General features: G+C 71.6%; 17 protein-coding genes. 7 read left to right on the top strand and 10 right to left on the bottom strand.

The window, feature by feature from the left end; genetic code table 11:
• Nucleotides 1–57: 57 nt before the first annotated feature.
• Nucleotides 58–1,692, bottom strand: coding sequence for a nitrilase-related carbon-nitrogen hydrolase (locus tag ACT26F_RS00085; protein WP_471668413.1), 1,635 nt, complete (start codon nucleotides 1,690–1,692; stop codon nucleotides 58–60).
• Nucleotides 1,693–1,772: 80 nt separating this feature from the next.
• Here ACT26F_RS00085 and ACT26F_RS00080 point away from each other — a divergent pair, with 80 nt between their 5' ends.
• On the top strand, nucleotides 1,773–3,179 hold the full coding sequence (locus ACT26F_RS00080; RefSeq protein ID WP_471668412.1) for an MFS transporter: 1,407 nt from the start codon (nucleotides 1,773–1,775) through the stop codon (nucleotides 3,177–3,179).
• A gap of 64 nt (nucleotides 3,180–3,243) precedes the next feature.
• Here the strand turns inward: ACT26F_RS00080 and ACT26F_RS00075 are convergent, their stop codons facing one another.
• The 3 genes from ACT26F_RS00075 to ACT26F_RS00065 are packed head-to-tail and all read right to left on the bottom strand — an operon-like array spanning nucleotide 3,244 to nucleotide 5,737.
• A complete protein-coding gene (locus ACT26F_RS00075; RefSeq protein ID WP_471668411.1) occupies nucleotides 3,244–3,843 on the bottom strand; it encodes a hypothetical protein in 600 nt (199 codons plus the stop codon).
• Complete coding sequence (locus ACT26F_RS00070; protein WP_471668410.1) at nucleotides 3,821–4,501, bottom strand: isochorismatase family protein; 681 nt, start codon at nucleotides 4,499–4,501, stop codon at nucleotides 3,821–3,823. The genes ACT26F_RS00075 and ACT26F_RS00070 overlap by 23 nt, the downstream gene beginning before the upstream one ends.
• A 3-nt stretch (nucleotides 4,502–4,504) precedes the next feature.
• Nucleotides 4,505–5,737 carry a CaiB/BaiF CoA transferase family protein gene (locus tag ACT26F_RS00065; protein ID WP_471668409.1) on the bottom strand — a complete coding sequence of 411 codons (1,233 nt, stop codon included), beginning with the start codon at nucleotides 5,735–5,737 and terminating at the stop codon, nucleotides 4,505–4,507.
• Nucleotides 5,738–5,791: 54 nt separating this feature from the next.
• On the opposite strand from ACT26F_RS00065, the gene ACT26F_RS00060 reads away from it, so the two are divergent.
• From ACT26F_RS00060 to ACT26F_RS00045, 4 genes are read left to right on the top strand one after another with little or no spacing between them, the layout of a single operon-like run.
• Complete coding sequence (locus ACT26F_RS00060; protein ID WP_471668408.1) at nucleotides 5,792–6,727, top strand: hydroxymethylglutaryl-CoA lyase; 936 nt, start codon at nucleotides 5,792–5,794, stop codon at nucleotides 6,725–6,727.
• A 5-nt stretch (nucleotides 6,728–6,732) separates the two neighbouring features.
• Nucleotides 6,733–8,298: a class I adenylate-forming enzyme family protein gene (locus ACT26F_RS00055; protein ID WP_471668406.1), complete on the top strand. Its 1,566-nt coding sequence runs from the start codon at nucleotides 6,733–6,735 to the stop codon at nucleotides 8,296–8,298.
• On the top strand, nucleotides 8,298–9,014 hold the full coding sequence (locus ACT26F_RS00050) for a hypothetical protein (protein ID WP_471668405.1): 717 nt from the start codon (nucleotides 8,298–8,300) through the stop codon (nucleotides 9,012–9,014). Before ACT26F_RS00055 ends, ACT26F_RS00050 begins: the two co-directional genes overlap by 1 nt.
• Nucleotides 9,015–9,069: 55 nt before the next feature.
• Entirely contained in the window at nucleotides 9,070–9,306 is a 237-nt protein-coding gene (locus ACT26F_RS00045; protein ID WP_471668404.1) for a hypothetical protein, read from the top strand.
• A 59-nt stretch (nucleotides 9,307–9,365) separates the two neighbouring features.
• Here ACT26F_RS00045 and ACT26F_RS00040 read toward each other — a convergent pair whose 3' ends face one another.
• Nucleotides 9,366–10,463 carry an NAD(P)H-binding protein gene (locus ACT26F_RS00040; protein ID WP_471668403.1) on the bottom strand — a complete coding sequence of 366 codons (1,098 nt, stop codon included), beginning with the start codon at nucleotides 10,461–10,463 and terminating at the stop codon, nucleotides 9,366–9,368.
• 204 nt (nucleotides 10,464–10,667) lie between these two features.
• Between ACT26F_RS00040 and ACT26F_RS00035 the strand changes: the two genes are divergently transcribed.
• Nucleotides 10,668–12,449: a hypothetical protein gene (locus ACT26F_RS00035; RefSeq protein WP_471668402.1), complete on the top strand. Its 1,782-nt coding sequence runs from the start codon at nucleotides 10,668–10,670 to the stop codon at nucleotides 12,447–12,449.
• A 68-nt stretch (nucleotides 12,450–12,517) separates the two neighbouring features.
• Here ACT26F_RS00035 and ACT26F_RS00030 read toward each other — a convergent pair whose 3' ends face one another.
• From ACT26F_RS00030 to ACT26F_RS00010, 5 genes are read right to left on the bottom strand one after another with little or no spacing between them, the layout of a single operon-like run.
• Nucleotides 12,518–13,177 carry a biliverdin-producing heme oxygenase gene (locus tag ACT26F_RS00030; protein WP_471668401.1) on the bottom strand — a complete coding sequence of 220 codons (660 nt, stop codon included), beginning with the start codon at nucleotides 13,175–13,177 and terminating at the stop codon, nucleotides 12,518–12,520.
• A gap of 46 nt (nucleotides 13,178–13,223) precedes the next feature.
• Nucleotides 13,224–14,045, bottom strand: coding sequence for a heme ABC transporter ATP-binding protein (locus tag ACT26F_RS00025; RefSeq protein WP_471668400.1), 822 nt, complete (start codon nucleotides 14,043–14,045; stop codon nucleotides 13,224–13,226).
• Entirely contained in the window at nucleotides 14,042–15,079 is a 1,038-nt protein-coding gene (locus tag ACT26F_RS00020; protein WP_471668398.1) for a FecCD family ABC transporter permease, read from the bottom strand. The genes ACT26F_RS00025 and ACT26F_RS00020 overlap by 4 nt, the downstream gene beginning before the upstream one ends.
• Before the next feature lie 10 nt (nucleotides 15,080–15,089).
• Nucleotides 15,090–16,187, bottom strand: coding sequence for a heme/hemin ABC transporter substrate-binding protein (locus tag ACT26F_RS00015; protein ID WP_471668397.1), 1,098 nt, complete (start codon nucleotides 16,185–16,187; stop codon nucleotides 15,090–15,092).
• Nucleotides 16,184–19,138 (bottom strand): HtaA domain-containing protein, encoded by a 2,955-nt coding sequence (locus ACT26F_RS00010; protein WP_471668395.1) that lies wholly within the window; start codon nucleotides 19,136–19,138, stop codon nucleotides 16,184–16,186. Before ACT26F_RS00010 ends, ACT26F_RS00015 begins: the two co-directional genes overlap by 4 nt.
• A 122-nt stretch (nucleotides 19,139–19,260) precedes the next feature.
• On the opposite strand from ACT26F_RS00010, the gene ACT26F_RS00005 reads away from it, so the two are divergent.
• The coding region (locus ACT26F_RS00005) for an HtaA domain-containing protein (RefSeq protein WP_471668394.1) at nucleotides 19,261–20,804 on the top strand (1,544 nt) is incomplete at its 3' end.

Genomic DNA, 20,804 nt, shown 5'->3' with positions numbered 1-20,804 from the left:
ACCATATATTCTTCGGCAAAGGCCGGTTCGCTCCAGTGTCTCGCCGCCCCGCGGGGCTCAGACCCCGGCGGTCTGCGGCGTGACGAGGACGGCGGCCAGATCCCATGGCCGGCCGTCGACCAGATCGGTCCCCTTGCTCACGAAGCGGTTCACCGCACATGCCGGCCGCAGGGTCGCGATCGTGACCGGGTCGGTCGCGACGACCGGCTCCGGGCGACTGATGATCCCCGTGAACGGACCCCGGTCGGGTGCCCAGAGGGTGAAGTCGGTCGACAGCGGCACGAGCATCCCGGCGCCGTGCGGGCCCGGGCGGCTCGCGGCGGCCAGGTTGAGCCGGTTCTCCGCCGCCCGCTCCAGCAGGAGCAGGTCGAGATCGTGCGGCTCCTGCGTCGAGAACGGCACCGCGACGACGTCGACGTCCTGGAGCGCAGCGAGCCGGAAGGCCTCCGGGTACAGCGCGTCGTCGCCCACGATCACCGCGAGCCGGCCCCACGGCAGGTCGACGACGCTCAGGTCGTCGCCGAGGTCGGTCACCCACGGATGCCGGGCCGAGGCGTGCAGCTGCGGCTGGCTCGCGGCCACGCCGGCAGCCGTGAGCGCGAGACCGAGGTGCGCCGACCCGGCGGCGACGCTCGTGACGAGCACCGCCTCGGAGCCGGCGAGGGCCGCCACGAGGTCGTCGACCGACGGTCCCGCGAGCTCCGGGAGCACGATCAGGCCGGCTCCCGCGGCGAGCGCCTCGGCGACCAGCCCGAGGACGTCCGCGTCATCGGACGGGGCGAGGACGGCGGTGCGCAGCTCCTCGGCCCCGGCCGGACGACGACGGCCCTGCGGGGCGCCGACGAGGGCCTCGTACAGCTCGGGGCGACGCGATGCGAGGACGTCGGTGCCGTCGGGGCGGGCCTTGTCGTCGGCGGCGTCGATGTCGATGTCCGCCACGACGACCGCCTCGCCCGTGCGGGGTCCGATCGCCACGACGGTGCCGTCGGGCGCGACGATCTGGCTCTCGCCGGCGCCGTGGAGCCGGTCGATCGGCACTCCGACGCGCTCGGCGACGAAGCCGATGCTGTGCTCGGGCACGAGCGGGCCGACCTTGTTCGCGGCGACGACCCACACCTTGTTCTCGGCGGCGCGCACGGGGACGTGCAGCGAGGCCTCGTCGAGCGCGAACGAGTTGAGGCTGTTGAGCAGGATCTGCGCGCCCTGGACCGCGAGCATCCGCGGCGTCTCGTTGATCACGCCGTCCATGCAGGAGTAGAGGCCGACGCGACCGAAGGCGGTCGTGACCACCGGCGACGGGGCGATCGCCGGATCGAGGTGGTCGCGCTCGCTGCCCATCAGGACCTGCTTGTCGGTGACCAGCAGGATCGCGCCGTCGGTGCCGAAGAGGATGTTGCTGCCCGTTGTGCGCCCGTCCTCGCGGGCCACCGTGCAGTTGGCCATGAGGTGGATGCCGTGCTCGGCCGCCTTGGCGCCGAGGGCGGCGACGAACGGGCCGTCGAGTCGCTCGGCCTTGCGGCGGGCGTGCTCACGGTCGTCGTACCAGGAGACGTGGTTGCAGAACTCGGGAAGGACGACGACCTGCGCTCCCCGGGCTGCGGCAGCGTCGATCATCCGCAGGGCCGTGGCCAGGTTCTGCTCGCCGTCCTCGGTCACGGCGTACTGGACGGCTGCCACTCGAACCGACGACATGATGCCACCTTCCGTATATGATCTATGAAAATCAGGGCGATTGTTGCACATCTCGTCCCCCGACTCTAGGAGCAACCCGGATGCCGGAATCCCGCAGCGACGAATCCGAGTCCACCTCGACGCACGAGTCCGCGGGCAGGGTCGCCGTCGCGGCGTTCCCCGGACGCGAGCCCGTCCTCATCGATCCGAGGGCCTCCGCGCCGTTCGGCTGGTGGGCCGCCCTCGTCGTGGCACTCGTCGCCTTCATCGACCGCGTCGAGTACAACCTCGTCGCCGGCGCCCTGCCGGCGATCCAGGAGCACTTCGACTTCGGAGACACGCTCGCCGGCGCGATCCCGACGGCATCGGCGATCGCGGGCGTCCTGCTGCTGCTGCCGGCCGGCCGGTTGGCGGACCGGGGACGCCGCACCTCGATCATCGGACTCGTCGTGCTGACCTGGTCGGCATGCTCGCTGCTGAGCGGCGTCGCGACGAGCTTCGCGCTGTTCTTCGCGAGCCGGATCCTGCTCGGCGCCGCCGGTCAGCTCTACAACCCGCCCGCCTCGAGCCTGCTCGCCGACTACTACCCCGCGCGCTCGCGCGGCAAGGCCTTCGGCTTCGAGCGGGCCGGCTACTACCTGGGCCTGCCGGTCGGCGTGGCCCTCGGCGGCGTGCTCGCCGAGGCGGTCGGCTGGCGCTCCGTCTTCTTCATCGCGGCCGTCCCCGGCGCCATCATCGCGATCCTGGCCTTCACCCTGCGTGAGCCGCTGCGCGGCCTGGGCGACCGGCTCGATCGCCACGCCGCCGACGGCACCACGGACGACGCCGAGAGCGTCGCCGCGGAGGCCGCCGTCCACGCCGCGCCCGTGACCACGTCGATGCTGGCAGATGCGCGGGACGTCCTGCGGATCCGCGCCCTGGCCGGCATCATCGGCGGCCTGTCCCTGCTCTACCTCGGACTCGGCGGCCTCTTCTACTGGCTGCCCACGTTCCTCGAGCGGACCGAGGGCCTCGACTACGACTCCGCCGCGGGCCTGGCCGGCGCGGTGGGCGGCACCGGCATCGTGATCGGCATCATCGCCGGCGGACGGCTCGGCGACCGGCACCACGGTGCGCGACCGGCATGGCGACTGCGGGTCGGCATCGGCTTCCTCGCGGTGGGCGCCGTCGCGCTGACCGGCGCGGTGCTGCTCTCGGGGCTGCCCGTCAGGCTCGGCCTCGTCACGGTGGCGTGCGTCGGCTTCGCCGGAGCGATCCCGAACCTGACCGCCGCCTCGGCCGACGTCGTCCCCGCCCGGCGGCGCGGCGTCGGCTTCGCGATGCTGCAGCTCGTCACGACGCTGGGCGGCGCGGCCGGTCCGCTCGTGATCGGCCTGCTGTCCGACGCCGTCGGATCGCTGCGGATCGCGCTGCTCGCGCTGGTCCCGCCGCTGTTCGCGGCGATCGTCCTGCTGGCGCGCACGACGCGGCACTACGAGTCGGACGTCCGGGCCACGATCGAGCCGTGACGCGATCGGGGCCGACCGCACGTCGTGCGGTCGGCCCCGATCAGGTCAGGTCAGTCCTTCGGACTCACGCCCACGCGTGGACGACGGCAGTGCCCTCGAGGGACGGTGCCGCGGCACCGGCGGGCACGAAGGCCCACGAGTTCGCGTCGACGAAGTGGACGTCGGCGTCCACCTCGAACGTGGTGCCCGCGGCCGACGCGAGGATCTGCACCTCGCCGACCAGGCCGGGACGGGCGGCACGGGTCACGCCCGCCTCGACGGGCAGCAGCTCGATGGCACCGGCGTTCTCCGCCTCGCCGTCGACCCAGCCTCCCCCGGCGCCCGAGAAGAACACGAGCGCGGCGGTTCCGTCGAGGGTCGAGGTGGCGGCGCGAGTGGCGAGCGGCTCGATCACGAGCAGTCCGCCGACCTCGCACGTGTGACCACTGATCGTCAGCGCGCCGGAGAGGACGACCATCTCCTCACCCGCCGGCTGGCTGCCGGTGGCCGATCGGCTCCAGCCGTCGGGGAACCGCACGATGACGGTGCGGGTGCCCCGCTCGGCGTCGGCGCGCAGCAGCGCGATCCGGGCCGGGGCCTCGGCGCCGGCGATGTGGTGCTCGGTCCAGGCCAGCTCGCCGTCGAGGTCGACGACGGTGACGTCAGCGGTGGTCGGTTCGGTCATGGTGAGCTCCTCGCTCGTGGAAGTAGTCGATGACCTCCGCCTCGCCCAGCACGTCGGCGTACTTGGCATCGAGGTCGAAGAGGTTCTGTTCGTGCGCGGCGGCCTCGCGGTCGCCGCACGCCTCGCGCACGACCAGCGGCCGGAAGCCGTGCTGGAGCGCGTCGAGGGCGGTCGCCCGGACACAGCCGCTCGTGGAGAATCCGAGCACGACGGCGGTGTCGATGCCGCGCGCCCGCAGGGTCGAGGCCAGGCTCGTGCCGAAGAACGCCGAGGCGTACTGCTTGACCACGACGACGTCGCCGTCGACGGGCGCCGGGGACTCGGGGAAGTCGATGTACGGCGAGCCGGCCTCGAAGCAGCTCAGCCCCGGCACCTTGACGACGAACCAACCGCCGTCGGCACCACCGGGAGCGAACACGACCTGCGTGAAGATGACCGGGACGCCGGCCGATCGTGCGGCCTCGACCACACGATCGGCGCTGGCCCGGGCGTCCTCGAAGCGGCCGCCGTCGTCACCGAACGGCCCGCCGTCGAGGTACGCCCGGCAGACGTCGACCACGATCACTGCCGGCGCCGATCCCGGGCCGATCCGGCCCCGGAAGCCGACCGAGGCGTAGTCGGACTCCCTGGCGTCCCCCGTCGGCGTGTCGACCGCCATGGCTCAGATGATTCCGCGATCGGCGAGGTAGGCCAGGCGCGCCTCGTCGAGACCGAGCAGGCCGGTGTAGACGTCCTCGTTGTGCTCGCCGAGCGCCGGGCCGGTCCACCGGATCGAGCCCGGCGTGTGCGACATCTTGGGCACGACGTTCTGCATCGCGAGCGCACCGAACTTGTCGTCGGGGACGCGGACGATGGCCTCGCGGGCCGCGAAGTGCGGATCGACCAGCATGTCCTTCGGGCGGAAGATGCGGCCGGCCGGGACTCCGCCCTCGTGCAGCATCTCGAGCAGCTCGTCGGCCTCGAACTTGGCGGTCCACAGGCCGATGTAGTCGTCGAGCTCCTGCTGGTGCTCGCCTCGCTCGGCGTGGCCGGCGTAGCGGCTGCCCTCGGCGGCCAGCTCGGGCTCACCCATGAGCTCGGCCAGGCGCGCCCACACGGAGTTCTGGTTGGCGGCGATCAGCACGAGCTGGCCGTCCGACGTCGGGTAGACGTTGCTCGGCGCGACGTTCGGCAGCACGGCGCCGGTGCGCTCGCGCTGGTAGCCCTGCACGTCCCACTCGGTGACGGTGCTCTCCATCATCGCGAGCACCGCCTCGTAGATCGCGCTGTCGACGACCTGGCCCTCGCCCGTGACGTCGCGGTGACGCAGTGCGGACAGCGCGCCGATGCACGCGTGCATCGCGGCGAGCGAGTCGCCGATCGAGATGCCGGTCCGCGCGGGCTGCCGGTCGGGGTCGCCCGTGATGTAGCGCAGGCCGCCCATCGCCTCACCGATCGAGCCGTAGCCCGCGCGCGAGGAGTAGGGGCCGGTCTGGCCGTAGCCACTCACCCGGACGAGGATGATGCCGGGGTTGACCTCCTTCATGCGCTCGTACGAGAGGTTCCAGCGCTCCATCGTGCCGGGGCGGAAGTTCTCGACGACGATGTCGGCGCCCTTGACCAGCTCGAGGAACATCTCCTGGCCCTCGGACTCGCGCAGGTTCAGCGTCACCGAGCGCTTGTTGCGGCCGACGACCGGCCACCACAGGTAGGCGCCGTCGACCTTCTCGCGGCCCCACTGGCGCATCGGATCGCCGACGCCCGGCGGCTCCACCTTGATCACGTCGGCGCCCTGGTCGCCCATCAACGTGGCCGCGAACGGGCCGGCCAGCAGCTGGCCCGCCTCGATCACGCGGACTCCGGCGAGCGCCCCGCCGCCGCGATGGGAATCGTTGACAGTGTGTGAATCGGTCATGGCTACATCATATATTCGATACGCTGTACTTGTCAGCGACATCGAGGAGTGGACGTGAACGCACCGGCCAAGACCGTCGAGATCGTGGAGGTCTCCCCTCGCGACGGTCTCCAGAACGAGCAGCGCCTGCTGCCGACCGCCACCAAGGTGGACCTGATCCGCCGCAGCGTCGCGGCGGGTCTGCGACGGGTCGAGGTGACCGCCTTCGCGCGTCCCGACCTCGTGCCCCAGATGGCCGACGCCCAGGACGTGCTCGCCGCGCTCGAGGGCATGGCGGACATCTCCCGGATCGGACTGGTCCTCAACCGCCGCGGGCTCGACCGCGCGATCGACAGCGGTTGCGACGAGGTCACCGTCGTGGTCGTCGCGAGCGACGGTCTCGCGATCCGCAACCAGGGCGTCGACACCCAGACCCAGATCGGCAACTGGCTCGAGATCGCCGAGGCCGCCCGCGCTGCGGGCCTGCGCACGACCGTGCTGCTGGCTGCGGCGTTCGGCTGCCCCTTCGACGGCGTCGTCCCGGTCGAGCGCGTGCTCGAGGTGGCCAGCGCCTGCCTCGCGGGAGCACCCGACGAGCTGGCCGTGGCCGACACGATCGGCGTCGGCGTCCCCAGCCAGGTGACCCGCCTGGTCACCGGCCTGCGCTCGCTCGACGCGACCGTGCCGCTGCGCGCGCACTTCCACAACACCCGCAACACCGGCTACGCCAACGCGATCGCGGCGGTCGATGCCGGCGTGACCGCCCTGGACTCCTCGGTCGGCGGCATCGGCGGCTGCCCCTTCGCGCCGGGCGCCACGGGCAACATCTCCACCGAGGACCTGCTCTACCTGCTGCACCACACCGAGGACGTCGCCGTCGTCGGCGACCCCGATGCGATGGCCCTGGCCCAGACCGGCGTCTGGATCTCCGAGGAGCTCGGCCTGTCGCAGGCGCCCGCGCACCTCGCGCGAGCCGGCTGGTTCCCGCAGGCCGCCGTCGTGGCGGGCTGATCGCGATGACCCTCGCACCCGGCGGCGCCCCGCTGTCCATCGTCAACGGCCTGCGCGAGTTCGCCGAGGCCACGCCCGACGCCGTCGCCGTGATCGACGGCGACCGGCAGCTGACGTACCGCGAGCTCGCCGAGCGGGTGAACCGACTCGGCTCCCACCTCGTCACGCTCGGCCTCGGCCGGGGCGACCGGGTCGCGGTCCTGCTCGGCAATCGGCTCGAGTACCCCGAGATCGCCGCGGCCATCGCGACGGTCGGCATGGTCATGGTGCCGCTCAATCCGCGACTCACCCCCGCCGAGGCCGGCTTCATCCTCGAGCACAGCGGGGCGCACGCCCTCGTCCTGGACGAGGCCCTCGCGCCGATCGTCGCCGGGACCGCCGCCGCGGGCCTGCCCCGCCTGTCGCTCGACGGCACCCCCACCTCGTCCTACGAGCAGGCACTGGCGGCCGCTGCCGGCACCGACCCGATCGTCCGGGTCGACGAGCAGGACCCGTTCTGCATCGCCTACACGTCCGGCACCACGGGACGCCCCAAGGGCGTCGTCATCTCGCACCGCAGTCGCTCGCTGACGTTCATGATGAGCGCGCTCGAGTGGGGCCTGTCCGGCGGACGGGTCTCCGCGGCGGTCGCACCGATGTACCACGGCGCCGGCTTCGCGTTCGGCTATGCGCCCGTGTACTCCGGCGGCACCACGACGATGCTGCGCTCGTGGAACCCGACGGCGTTCCTCGAGCTGGTCGCCCGCGACCGGGTCCAGTCGGCCTTCCTCGTCCCGACCCACGCCCAGACCCTGCGCAGCCTCGGCGACGCCGTGATCGACTCCTACGACCTGTCGAGTCTCGACACCCTCTACTTCAACGCCGCGGCGCTGCCGTGGGCGCTCAAGGAATGGGTCATGGAGCGATTCCCCGCGTGCGGCGTGCACGAGCTGTACGGCTCGACCGAGTCGGGGATCATCACGAACCTGCGCCCGACCCACATGCGCTCGAAGCCGGGCTCGGTGGGCCACCCGTGGTTCCACACCGAGATCCGGATCGTCGACGGCGCCGGCGCACCCGTCGGGCCCGGCGAGCCGGGTGAGCTGTTCAGCCGGTCGCCCTATCTGATGAACGGCTACCTCGACGACCCCGAGGCGACGGCGGCCTGCACGACCGACGACGGCTTCGTCACGTGCGGCGACATCGCGGTGCGCGACGCCGACGGATTCATCTCGATCGTGGACCGCAAGAAGGACCTCATCATCTCCGGCGGCACGAACGTCTACCCGCGCGAGATCGAGGAGGTCCTCGCCGCGCACCCGGCCGTGGTCGAGTCCGCCGTGGTGGGCGAGGCCGACGAGACGTGGGGCGAGACCGTCGTCGCCCACGTCGTCCTCGTGGACGGCGCGGACGCCGCCGGGGTGCTCACGAGCGAGCTCGCCGCCGATCTCGAGGAGCACTGCCGGGCCAGCCTCGCCGGCTACAAGATCCCGCGACGCTGGTACGTCGCCCCCGCGCTGCCGCGCAACGCCGGCGGCAAGGTCGTCAAGCGCGACCTGCGCGCCCCCGAACGAGAGTTGAAGGAAGCCTGATGGAAGCGGTTCACGGATTCAACGGCCACAGCCTCGCAGTCCTGCTGCACGTGGTCCTGTTCGCCTACTGGCTGGGCGGCGACGTGGGCGTGTACTACGCGAGCCGCTACATCCTGAAGTCCGAGCTCGGCCCGGAGGCGCGCGCGGTGTCGACGAAGATCATGCACGGCGTCGACATCGCCCCGCGGATCTCGCTCGTGCTCTTCCTGCCCAGCGGCATCACGCTGATGGCGCTCGGACCGCTCGGCGACGAGTTCTTCCTGCGCGGCTGGTGGCTGCTGCCGGTCTGGATCGGCGGCCTCACGTGGCTCGCGGTGTCGCTCGTCGACTACCGCGGCGGCGACACCCCCCTGGCCCGGTTCTCCCAGCAGGCCGACCTGCTCGTCCGCTACGGGCTCTCGGCCGTGCTCGTCCTGATCGGCCTCTACACGGTGATCGCCACCGAGCCGTTCGGTGTCGACACCAACCCGAAGTGGCTCGGCGCCAAGGTGATCGCCTACGGCCTGTGCATCTTCTCCGGCGTGATGATCCGCCACGAGCTCAAGGCCTTCGGCCCGGCCTTCGGCCACCTCGTCACGGCGGGTTCGACGCCCGACGTCGAGAACGCGATCCGCAGCTCGATCCGCCGCTGCGAGCCGTGGGTCTACAGCCTCTGGAGCCTCGTGCTGCTGGCCGCCGCCCTCGGCGTGATGAAGCCCGGCTCCACGGCGTTCTGACCCAGTACGTTCGGGTCAGGCCCGAGTCCACCACGCGCGAGAGAAGGATCACGACATGAGCACACCCGCACGCCGCCGCATCGTCCTGGCGGTCTCGATCGCCGCCGTCCTGGCGACCGTGTTCGGCATCGCCCGGCGGGCGCAGTCGGCCGCGATCCCGCAGGCCCCCGGCGTCACGCTCCCGCTGCGCTGCCGCCTCGCGGGCCACGGCTGGAAGCGGCCCAAGCCCGGTCAGCTCCCCGCGCGGCGCACGTGCAAGCGCTGCGAGTCCCTGGAGATCCCGACCCCCTGAAGCACTCGAGCTCCCGATCCCCGGAGGGATCGGGAGCTCGTGGGCTCGGTCGGCGCGACTCAGATGTCGGTCGGCATCACGTTCGTGCCCTGGCGCATGCGCTCCCGGTAGCTGCCGGTCGGGAACTCGCGGTCCTTGAGCTTCTCCATGAAGCCGCGCAGGGTCCGGCCGCCGTAGGCCGGGGCGACGTGGTCCACGACGGACCAGTACTTCGCGGCCTCGAGGTAGAAGACGACCGGCTTGAGCTGCTTGCTGAGCCGGCTGAGCTTGCCCATGCGCGAGATCTTCTTGTCCCAGGAGTCCATCGTGATGACCTCCCACTGCTCGGGCTTGCCCGTGATGTCGAACATCATCTCGCCGGCGTTCTTGAGCGTGACGAGGTTCTCGGGGGTCCACGGTCCACCGACCGGAAGGATCCGCGAGTAGGACTCGGCGTTGAGCACCTGGTTGACGATGAACTCGGCCAGGTCCTCGCGCGCGATCGGGTTGACGACGTTGTACTCGCCGTGGTCGTAGATCCGGTAGGCGAGGCCGTTCTTCACGTCACCGAAGGCGACGGAGAGGTAGGGGAAGTACGCCGTCGGGCGGACGATCGTCCAGTTCAGCTCGCCGTGGTGCGCACCGATGAGCTCGCCCTCGACCTGCAGCTTGTAGACCTGCGGGATCAGCTCGGGGCGGTAGACGCCGTAGTCGCTGATGTGGATGAACTGCTGCACGTCGTTCGCGACGGCAGCCTTGATCCCGTGCACGACGGCGTCGTGGTCGACGGCTCGGCAGTCCTCCACGTCGTTGGGCCGGCGGCCGCTGAGCAGCGAGATCACGACGGCCGTCGGAGCGGCGGCGACCGCCGCCGCGACGTCCTCGGCCCGGGTCGCGTCGCCGACGATGACCTCGGCCCCGACGTACTCGGGCTCGTTCTTGATCTCGGCGCTGCGCGAGAGCACGGCCGGGCGGTAGCCGCGGCGGACCAGTTCGGGGACGAGGGCGCGACCGATGTATCCGGTGCCGCCCAGGACGAGGACCCGCTCACCGTTGCCCGAGCCGAGGGGCCCGGTGACGTAGGTGTCGGATCCGGTCGAGAGCAGACGGTTGCGCAGCTCGTGGCTGTGCGCCTGGGCCGCCTGGACATCGAGCGAGGTGATCGTACTGAAAGCCATACGTAGATCATATATCTTATTGGTTCACAGGGAAGCACTTCTGCGCATGACTGTCCCGGGCGCCGCCGACCGCCCTCGACGAGGCGCGCATCACGCGGAATTTCAGCGAAATCCCCAGTCACAGGGGTAACACCCCGTTACTCTGGCACCACGCGTACTGGTGGCGGGGGCACGAGCACCAGCTCTTTCTCGGGAAGGACCCCCATGTCAGCACGTACCCTCGCGCGGCCTCATCGCCGACGCGCCGCCCTCGCCGGCGTCGCGACGGCCGTCGTCGCCGCCACGCTCGCCGCGCTTCCCAGCGGGCCGGCGCAGGCGGCAGCACCGACCGGCCCGTCCCTCAAGTGGAACATCTCGAGCCTCTTCCAGAACCGCCTGACGAACAAGCTCTACACCAACGGGGCCGTCCGGGACGGCAGCAACATGTACTGGACGAGCGGCACCGGCACCCGCAACGAGGCGAGCGGCGTCACGTCCCTCAGCTACCACGGCACCGTGACCGCCAGCCGCAACCGGCTCTTCGACAGCTCGTCGGGCTACACGATCTCGATCTCCGATCCGACCGTGACGGTCGACGAGGATGGCCAGGGCACGATCTCGGCGGTCGTCGGATCCGTCCTGCTGAAGAACGGCGCCGCGACCTCCACCAAGAAGGAGCCGAAGCGCGTCGACGTCGTGTCGTTCGCCGCCTCGGGCGCCAACTGGCTCCGCTCGGGCGGACTCGACCGGCTGATCGCGACGCCGGACTGGTCGACGCAGTCCTTCGACCCGGAGTTCATCGCCCAGATCGTCGACGACTACGGCACGAACGACTACACCGTGGCCGGCCTGGCCAACTGGTTCAACGACCCGGCGCCGGTCGCGTTCACCGCGACGATCGGTTCGCCTCCGTCGACCGAGCCCACGACGACGCCGACGACTCCGAGCACGGAGCCCACCACGACGCCGACCACGACGCCCACCACGGAGCCGACGACCGAGCCCACGGCCGCCGCGCCCACGGTCAGCTTCACGCGCACCTCGGTGAACGGCGAGCTGTCCGTCAACGTCACCGGCAGGCACTTCACGGGCGTCACCCGCCCCAACGACGACGGCGTGTGGGTCGGCGTCGTCCCCAGCTCGACCGATCTGGAGACGATCGAGCCCGAGGACGCGTACCCGTACGGGCTCGCCCACGTCCCCGCGTCGGAGATCGACCCGACGACGGGCGGCTTCACGAAGAAGGTCACGATCCGCCGGACCAACCTGAAGCTGGACACCGAGTACTCGCTCGTGACGTGGCAGGCCACGGAGCACTCCAACACGAGCCAGGACACGATGACGCCGCTCATCTACGTCACGAGCGCCCCGGTCATCGAGGATCCGGACGAGGAGCCGACGCCCGGTGACACCACGATCATCCTCAACGGTGCGGTCACGCCCCCGTACATCGTGGTCTCGCCGACCACGTACGGCACGCCGGCCGTCGTGACGGTCAAGGTTCCCGAGGTCGAGACCGGCACCGTCCGGCTGACGGTCGACGGCCGCACGAGCACCGCCCCGGTCCAGGACGGTGCGGCGCGGTTCCCGCTCGGCAAGCCGGCCGTGGGTCCGCACCAGCTGAGCGCGACCTACGTCGAGGCCGACGCGACGCCGATCTGGTTCATCAAGGGCACGGGCACCAACGTCCTGCTCGTCACGAAGGCGACGCCGAAGGTCACCGTGAAGGTGACGAAGCGTCCCACCACGAAGAAGGCGGGCAAGTCGTCCGTCACCGTCGCGGGCGTGGCCGGCATGGCCAAGGCTCGCGGACGCATCCTGCTGACCCTCACGTCCTCCAAGGGCAAGAAGGTCAAGATCGTCGGCTGGGCCAAGAACGGCGGAGCCAAGGTCAAGCTGCCAAAGCTCAAGAAGGGCACCTGGAAGGTCACGGTCCGCTACTACGGCAGCGGTCAGTACACGACGGCCCTGAACGGCGGCACGACGAAGTTCACCGTCAAGAAGTAGTCACCACACGCGAGAGCGGGTGGGATCCGATCGGATCCCACCCGCTCTCGTCGTTCGTGCGGAGTCGTTCAGCGTGCGTAGCGCGCGAGGTCCTGCGAGAGCTCCTGGAAGAGCGCTCCGTTGAGACCGAAGACGACCTTGACCTCGTCGACGATGCGCTCCTGCTCGGCCGTCGACAGCGGCAGCGAGTCGAGCCGGGCCCGGTAGTCGTCCTTGTAGAGCTTGGGCTTGGACACGGCGTCGAACTGGTAGAACGCGACGCCCCGGCCCTCGGGCAGGTCGAAGGTGCGCGAGAGGATCCGGCCGATGGCCTGGCCGCCCGACAGGTCTCCGAGGTAGCGGGTGTAGTGGTGCGCCACGAAGAGGGCCGGGTCGTCGAGCGTCGCCCGGATCCGCGCGACGTACCGGTCGGACGCGGCGCTGATCACGGTCGGCACGGGGCCGCCACCGGTCCAGTACGCCAGATCGGCGTCGATCGACGCGAGCCGCGCGATCGCAGGATCGACGAGCACGCCCGCGATCGGGTGGTCGGCCAGCTCGGCGCCGACGGCCTCGAGTGCGGCGTAGACCGGACGCAGCTTCGCCAGGTACTCGGTGTAGCCGGTCTCGTTGACACGGCCGTCCAGCAGGGCGGACATGAAGTTCGAGCCCTCGGCGTCCTTGTGCTCGGCCTGCGAGCCGTCACGCATGAGGACGGACAGTCCGGTCTCGGTCGGCAGCACGGTCATGTTCGCGCCTCTCTGTGGGGGGTGTCCCCAAGTATATGACACATTGTCATAAACGAGGTGACGGAGTGTCAGAATCTGGTCGCTCCCGCTCCCGGCGCGGGACGACGATGAGGTGACCGTCGGGAGTGTCGGTCAGGACGTGCACCCCGATGCCGTAGACGGCGGCGACGCGCTCGGGCGTGAGGACCTCCTCCGGGCTGCCGGCGGCGACGATCCGCCCGGCGTCCACCATCGCGACGCGATCGGCGCGCGCGGCGGCCAGCGACAGGTCGTGCAGCACGACGACGACCGCGCGACCCGCCCCGGCGAGGGCGCGGGCCACGACCATGACCTCCTCCTGGTGGCGCAGGTCGAGCGCCGCCGTGGGCTCGTCGAGCAGCACGACGTCGGTCTGCTGGGCGAGGACGCGCGCCAACGAGGCACGGGCCCGCTCGCCGCCCGACAGCGCCGTGAACGGCCGGTCGAGCAGGTGGCGGATGTCGGTACGGTCGATGGCCTCCTCGATCGCGGCATCGTCCTCGTGCGCGGAGGCACGGCCGATCCACGGGCTGCGGCCCATGTCGACGACCTCGCGCACCGTGAACGGGAAGCTCACCTGGTTGGCCTGCAGCAGCACCGATCGCGCACGGGAGAGGTCGCCGGCGGACCACTCGCGCAACGGCCGGCCGCCGAGCCGGATCTCACCAGCCGCGGCCGCCACGTCACCTGTGAGCGCCCCCAGCAGTGTCGACTTGCCCGCACCGTTCGGGCCGACGAGGGCCAGCACCTCGCCGTGGCGTACGTCGAGGTCGACGTCCCGGACGATCTCGCGCCCGCCCAGGACGCACGTCAGCCCCCGGACCTCGTAGGCGGTGCTGGTGGTCGTCATGCCCAGCCTCCGGCCTTCGACCGCGTGGCGCGGACGAGGTAGAAGAAGAACGGACCGCCGATGAGCGACGTGAGCAGGCCGATCGGAAGGTCGGAGCCCTCGACGATCGTGCGGGCCAGCAGGTCGGCCCACACCATCAGCGCGGCGCCGCCGATCATGCTCGCGACCAGCAGGGTGCGGTGGGCGGGCCCCAGCAGCATGCGCACGAGGTGCGGGATGACGAGGCCGACGAACATGATGATGCCGGTGAACGCGACGGCGACGCCGGTGAGCAGCGCGACCAGCAGGATCGAGCCGATGCGCAGCCGCTCGACCCGCAGGCCGAGGTGTGCGGCGGTCCGCTCCCCCAGCGACAGCAGGTCGTAACGCCGGGCCAGCAGGCAGGCGACGACCGCTGCCGGGATGCCCACGGCCGCGACGATGCCGACCTCGGACCAGCGCGAGCCGTTCATCGAGCCGAGCTGCCAGAAGACGATCTGCTCGCGCGAGCCCGTGTCGGCGGCGAACATCACGAGGGCGAGCCCGGCCCCGGCGAACGCATTGACCGCGATGCCCGTGAGCAGCAGGGTGACGACCTCGGTGCGACCGCCCACGCGCGCCGTCGCGTACACGAGCGCCGTCGCGAGGAAGCCGCCCGCGAACGCGAACACGGCGACGCCCCAGCCGCCGAAGGAACCCACGCCGAACGCGATCGCGATCGATGCGCCGAGCGCCGCACCGGAGGAGACGCCGACGACTCCGGGCTCGGCGAGCGGGTTGCCGAAGATCGCCTGCATGACGGCGCCCGCGACCGCGAGTGCCGCGCCGACGAGGATGCTCATGACGACACGCGGGAAGCGGATCTGCAGGAGCGTCTGCTCGATGATCGCGTCGTCGGGACGCCATGACGTGTCGATGCCGAGGCCGTGCAGCATCGCACCGGCGACGTCGCGCGGACCCACCGGCAGCTGGCCGACGGCGGCCGACACGAACGTGCCGACGAGCAACAGGACCAGGAACCCGAGAACGACCGCGGTCCGACGGCCGGTGCTCACCACGATCCGGTCACTCCTGCGACTCCGGCACGTAGATCGCGCGCGCGAGCGCCTCGACGACGCCGGCCGAGCGCGGCCCGAAGGACAGGATGTCGCCGTCGGCCATGTCGACGAACCGCTCGTTCCGGCCGGCGGGGGTCAGCGCGACCGCGGGCTTGTCGGCCAGCAGCCCCTCCACGCCACCGGTCGACTCGAGGCCGTGCGTCATCACGAGGATCAGATCGGGCCTGGCCTTGACGAGCGCCTCGTCGGTGAGTGGCTGCATCTCGTTCCAGCCGAGCTCCTGTGCGACGTCGACCCCTCCGACCGCGTCGACGAGGTCGCCCACGCCGGAGTCGTCACCGAACAGGTAGTAGACGCCCGACTTGCCTCGCAGGTAGAGGAAGACGATCCGCAGTCTGTCGCCGGCGGCCTCGGGGACGAACCGCGTGACCTCGGACGTGGCGTCGGCGATCTCGGACTCGATGCGCTGCGCGAGGGCCTCGCCCGTCCTCGGCAGGCCCACCGTCGCGCCGACGTCGCGGGCCAGTCGGGCGGCGCCCGCGAAGCTGGCGTCGTTGTCGACGAAGACGACCGGGACTCCGGTGTCGGCCAGCTGCTCGACGACGTCGCGCGGACCCATCGAGCCGTCCGTGATGATGACGGTCGGCTTCTGGGCCATGACGGCCTCGGCGTTGACGGCGTGCCCCTCCGACGTGATGAGCGGGAGGTCCTCGGCGCCGGGGAAGTCGGTGGAGACGTCGCGCGCGACGAGGTGGTCGCCCAGCCCGAGTCCCCACAGGGTGGACGCGATCGAGCCGGACATGTCGAACGCGACGATCCTGGACGTGTCCGTGACGGTGACCTGCTCATCACCGGCGCGCACGTGCGACGTCACCGTCGCCGGCAACGACGGCTTCTCGTCGGACTCGACCGGGGCGATGCGCCGATCGGTCAGCACGGCGGTGCTGGGGCCCTTGATCTCCTGGGGCGCCTTCGAGGGCTGCAGTTCCGACAGCGGCGGGAGGTCGGCTCCGTCGACCTCCTCGGTGGCCGCGCTGCCGCCGCCACAGGCGGCGAGCAGGGCCAGCAGGAGCAGGCTGACCAGGGTCAGGGCGCGGGACCTCATGCGCCCGCCCCGGGGGTCCGACGTCGCATGACGAGCACCGTACCGGCGACCGCGACGAGGGCGCCGAGCAGTGCCCCGCCGACCCACGCCACCCACTGCGGCACGGCGTAGCCGACGCTGCTCCCGGTGGCGCCCGCCACCGATGCCGCTGCCTCGTCGTCCGCTCCGGTCGTGGCGGCCGCGGGGGTGTCGCACTGGTCGGCGACGGTGAACGTCAGCGTCACGGGGTCGAGCGCCGTTCCCGCCTCGTAGTTCGGGAAGGCGGCACTGCCGGCGGTCGTGAGGGTCGCCGGGATCTCGGAGATCGTGACGGTCGACCCGTCGGTCGTCGTGGTGCCGGCCGCGAGATCGAGGTCGGCGAACGGCACGTCCGCCTGGACCTGCTCGGCGTCGTCGCCGGCCATGGCGGCGTCCATCGTGGTGCCGCTGTAGTCGACGGACAGCACCGCCGAGGTCTCGCCGGTGAACGTCACGACCGGGTCGGCGACGACCGTGTCGAGGGCCCCGTCGTGACCGGTGAACTCGATCCCCCCGGTGAAGTCGAGGTGGCCCACGCCGGAGTCCGCGCGCACGCCCTCGCCCTTCGACCACGTGAACTGCGGCGTGGCGTAGGAGGCGTTGCCGGTGGTGGTCCAGTCGCCGTTCGCGATCGAGCCGGAGACGTACGCCCGGAACGACTCCTTGAAGCCCCAGTCGAGCCGGCCAGCGGACAGCTCACAACCCACGACCTCGTCGGCGGCCGCGACGGTGAAGACGATGCCGCGGTCGACCGATCCCTGGAAGGTCAGCGTGTGCTCGCCGGCCTCGAGGGTGGCGGGGATCGTCCCGGTCCAGGTCGCCCTTCCGGACGCGTCGGCCGTGACGTCCTCGGCGAGGACGACCGGCGTCGAGTAGAGCACGACGCGAATGCCGGTCTCGGCGGGACGGAAGCCCGCGCCCGACACGGTGACCTCGTCCCCCGCCGCGACCTCGTCCTGCTCGAGGGTCAGACCCGTCGTCGCCGGCGGGGAGGCCGGAGCCGTCCAGTCGTCGGCGGTGGACGCGGCCGCGACGACGGACGTGCCCGAGCCGGAGCCGCCGGACGGGCCCGCCGTCGCGCCGATCGAGAACGTCACGGGGTCGACGAGCGTGCCGGCGGGATAGAAGGCGTTGCCGTTGTACGAGAACAGGCTCGAGCCCGCCGCCGTCAGGGCCGCCGGCGCGTTCGCGTACTGGACCCACCCCTGCTCCGTCGTGCGGACGGCCCGTCCGAGGCTCAGCACGGCCAGATCGGTGCGGCCACGGCCGGAGACCTCGGCCGACAGGACGGCCGACGTCGAGGAGGTCACTCGCACCGACGGCTGGGAGATGGACAGGTCCAGCTCGCCGTGGTGACCCGCGAAGCGGACCGTGCCGCGATAGCCGGTCGTGCCCTGTGCGGCCGGCGGCGTGGCCGTCGTCGTGCCCTGGCCGAAGCGGTATCCGCCGGTGACGGCGCTGGCACCACCGGCGACCGAGACGCTGCCCTGCGCGATGGGACCCGTGATGTACGAGCGGAAGCTGGACTTCACGCCCCACGTGAGCGCACCGGCCCTCGACGAGGTCGGCTTCTTGGTGCCGCTCGTCGGGGTCGGGGACGTGGGAGCCGTCGTCGGCGTGGTCGGCTTCGGCGTGCTGGGCGGGGTCGTCGGGACGACCGCGTCCTCGACCTCGAACGTCGCGTCCAGCGGGTCGAGTGCGGTGCCGGCGGTGTAGAACGATCCGCCGTTGTAGGCGAACAGGCTCTCGCCCGACGCCGTCAGCGTCGTCGGTGCGGCCGAGACCCTGACGGTGCCGCCGGACACCCGGACGTGCCCACCGAGGTCGACGTCGGCGAGGACGAGTCCGGCCCGGGCGATGCCGTCGCTGTCCCGCGCGTCGACGACGAGGCGGGCGCCGTCGCCGTCGAGGACGAGCCGCGGCGCGGTGATCGTGAGGTCGAGCTCACCGTGGTGGCCGGTGTAGCGGACGCCGCCCGCCGTGGCGACGTCGACGCCCGCGTCGGTCCACGAGCCCGTGGCCGCGGTGAACCTCGTCTGCGTGCCGTCGTCCGTCGCGGGTGCGGTGGTGGTGATCGCGCCGGCCGCGATCGGGCCCTTGATGTACGAGCGGAAGGAGTCCTTCAGGCCCCACGAGATCGAGCCGCCCGTGACCTCCCCGGTCCCCGTCGTCGGCACCGTGGTGGGCTCGGTCGTCGGCTCGGTCGTCGGCTCGGTCGTCGGCTCGGTCGTGGGCACCGTGGTGGGCGTCGTCGTGGGTGTCGTCGTCGGCTCGGCGGTCGGCTCCGTGGTGGGTTCGGTCGTCGGCTGCGGCACGGGCGGCGTCTCGAGCTCGAGGCGGGCGTCGAGCGGATCCATCGCGGCGCCGGCCGGGTAGAAGCCGCCCATGAAGGTCGAGCCGGCTGCGGTCAACCTCGTCGGGGCGTCGGCGATCGTGATCTGACCCGATCCGGTCGCCACGGCGCCGGCCAGGTCGACCTCGACGATCGCCAGGCCGGTCATCCGGGTGCCGTCGGTGTCGATCGTGTCGACCTCCAGCTGGGCCGACCCGCCGCTGACGACGAGCCTGGGATTGGCGAGCGTCAGGTCCATCTCACCGTCATGTCCGGTGAAGTTCACCGCACCCGAGGCCTCGACCGACGCCGCGCCCTCGGCCCAGGTGCCGCCCGCCTGCGCCCAGGTGGTCTGGGTGCCGTCGTCGGTGGCCGGGGCGGTGGTCGTCAGTCGTCCGTGGGCGATCGGACCCGTGAGGTACGACCGGTACGACGCCTTGAGCCCCCACGAGATCGTGCCGCCGGCGACCTCGGCCGACGGCTCCGCGGCGTCGGCACGCAGCGCGGGCAGCGCCACGAGAGCGAGCAGCGCGGCCACGAGTGCCGCTCCCGCGGCGCGCGCGGAGGCGGTCGTTCGACGTCCCGAGATCCGGTCCAGCACGGCTCTGCTCCCCTCGATCCGGCGAACCGGACCCCTGTAGGTAAGGCTGACCTGAGAAGTATAAGGTGTGCCTTACCTGCAGTGGCCGACGGGTGAGTTCGGCCGTCTCGGAAAGGAAATCGATGTCCCCCCAGACCCTCCCGCGCGCTCCCAAGCGCGGACGTCGCGCCCTCGTCGGCACCTCGGTCGCGGCGCTGACCGCCGGCCTGCTGGCCCTCGCCCCCACGACGGCCGCGCAGGCCGCGGGCACCGAGATCGCGCTCGACGGCGGCTTCATCTCGTGGGGCCTCAAGGCCTCGTTCCGCTCCTACCTGACCGGCCCGGTCGCCCATGGCAGCGTCACGGCGACCCCGCCGGCGACTGACGGCGGCGGCCAGACGACGTTCCACCAGGGCTCGGGCTCCTGGCGCGACGGCGGCTCCTTCTCGCTCGCGACCCAGGGATCGGTGAACTTCACCGGCCACGCGGGAGCGCTCGACGTGACCCTGTCCGACGTGCGGCTCGTCGCCGCCGAGGACGGCGCCCACCTGGTCGTCGACGCGGTCGACAGCGACGACGTGACGCACGACGACCTGGCGATCGCCGATGTCGATCTCACGGGCCACGTCGCCTCCACGGCGCTCGGCGCCACCGTGACCGACGCGCCGACGACGCTCACGGCCGCGGGCGCGGCGGTGTTCGCCTACGGCGGCTTGCCCATGTACCCGGCCGGCACCGAGCTCGATGCCCTGGATGCGACGCTGAGCTTCGCGACCACCCCGACCGTCACGGTCTCGCGGGTGAAGGTCTACGACGACGAGACCGCGACCGTCACCGTGAACGGCTCGGGCTTCGACGCCGACGACGCGATCGCCACCCGCCCGCCGCTCGCCGGCCGGTCCGGCGGCCTCTACGTCGCCTTCGGCAAGTACGCCAACACCTGGCGCCCCTCCGCCGGAGCCACCTCCGCAGCCCGCAAGAACGTCGGCGCCGCCACCAAGTGGGCCCTTCCCGTCGCCGACATCGCCACCGTCGGCGGAGCCAACGCCGGAGCCATCGAGCTCAAGGCCGACGGCACCTTCACCACCGAGCTCACGATCTCCAAGGCCACCGCCGACGCGATCTCCGGACTCGGCGCCGAGCACACCAACTACGGCATCTACACCTACCCCGGCAGCGGCGCAGCCAACGCCGCCTGGGAGACCGCCACCCCCATCACGTTCGCCGCCGCGCCGACGGTGACCGTCTCGAAGACGGAGTTCACGGACGCCGAGACCGCGACGATCACCGTGACCGGTTCGGGCTTCGACAGTGCCGATGCGATCGCCACCCGTCCGCCGCTCGCCGGCCGGTCCGGCGGCCTCTACGTCGCCTTCGGCAAGTACGCCAACATCTGGCGCCCCTCGGCCGGAGCGACCTCCGCAGCCCGCAAGAACGTCGGCGCCGCCACCAAGTGGGCCCTCCCCGCCGCCGACATCGCCACCGTCGGCGGAGCCAACGCCGGAGCCATCGAGCTCAAGGCCGACGGCACCTTCACCACCGAGCTCACGATCTCCAAGGCCAGCGCCGACGCGATCTCCGGACTCGGCGCCGAGCACACCAACTACGGCATCTACACCTACCCCGGCAGCGGCGCAGCCAACGCCGCCTGGGAGACCGCCACCCCGATCACCTTCACGGCCACGCA

The sequence above is a fragment of the Aeromicrobium sp. SP1 genome (genome assembly GCF_055663785.1).
The sequence above is the reverse complement of the archived record's forward strand: the minus strand, read 5'-3'. Positions and strand labels throughout refer to the sequence as shown.

Bases quoted from the DNA above. Each gene is read 5' to 3' on its own strand.
- ACT26F_RS00085 (WP_471668413.1), bottom strand. From the start codon at position 1,692: ATGTCGTCGGTTCGAGTGGCAGCCGTCCAGTACGCCGTGACCGAGGAC.
- ACT26F_RS00080 (WP_471668412.1), top strand. From the start codon at position 1,773: ATGCCGGAATCCCGCAGCGACGAATCCGAGTCCACCTCGACGCACGAG.
- ACT26F_RS00075 (WP_471668411.1), bottom strand. From the start codon at position 3,843: ATGACCGAACCGACCACCGCTGACGTCACCGTCGTCGACCTCGACGGC.
- ACT26F_RS00070 (WP_471668410.1), bottom strand. From the start codon at position 4,501: ATGGCGGTCGACACGCCGACGGGGGACGCCAGGGAGTCCGACTACGCC.
- ACT26F_RS00065 (WP_471668409.1), bottom strand. From the start codon at position 5,737: ATGACCGATTCACACACTGTCAACGATTCCCATCGCGGCGGCGGGGCG.
- ACT26F_RS00055 (WP_471668406.1), top strand. From the start codon at position 6,733: ATGACCCTCGCACCCGGCGGCGCCCCGCTGTCCATCGTCAACGGCCTG.
- ACT26F_RS00050 (WP_471668405.1), top strand. From the start codon at position 8,298: ATGGAAGCGGTTCACGGATTCAACGGCCACAGCCTCGCAGTCCTGCTG.
- ACT26F_RS00045 (WP_471668404.1), top strand. From the start codon at position 9,070: ATGAGCACACCCGCACGCCGCCGCATCGTCCTGGCGGTCTCGATCGCC.
- ACT26F_RS00040 (WP_471668403.1), bottom strand. From the start codon at position 10,463: ATGGCTTTCAGTACGATCACCTCGCTCGATGTCCAGGCGGCCCAGGCG.
- ACT26F_RS00035 (WP_471668402.1), top strand. From the start codon at position 10,668: ATGTCAGCACGTACCCTCGCGCGGCCTCATCGCCGACGCGCCGCCCTC.
- ACT26F_RS00030 (WP_471668401.1), bottom strand. From the start codon at position 13,177: ATGACCGTGCTGCCGACCGAGACCGGACTGTCCGTCCTCATGCGTGAC.
- ACT26F_RS00025 (WP_471668400.1), bottom strand. From the start codon at position 14,045: ATGACGACCACCAGCACCGCCTACGAGGTCCGGGGGCTGACGTGCGTC.
- ACT26F_RS00015 (WP_471668397.1), bottom strand. From the start codon at position 16,187: ATGAGGTCCCGCGCCCTGACCCTGGTCAGCCTGCTCCTGCTGGCCCTG.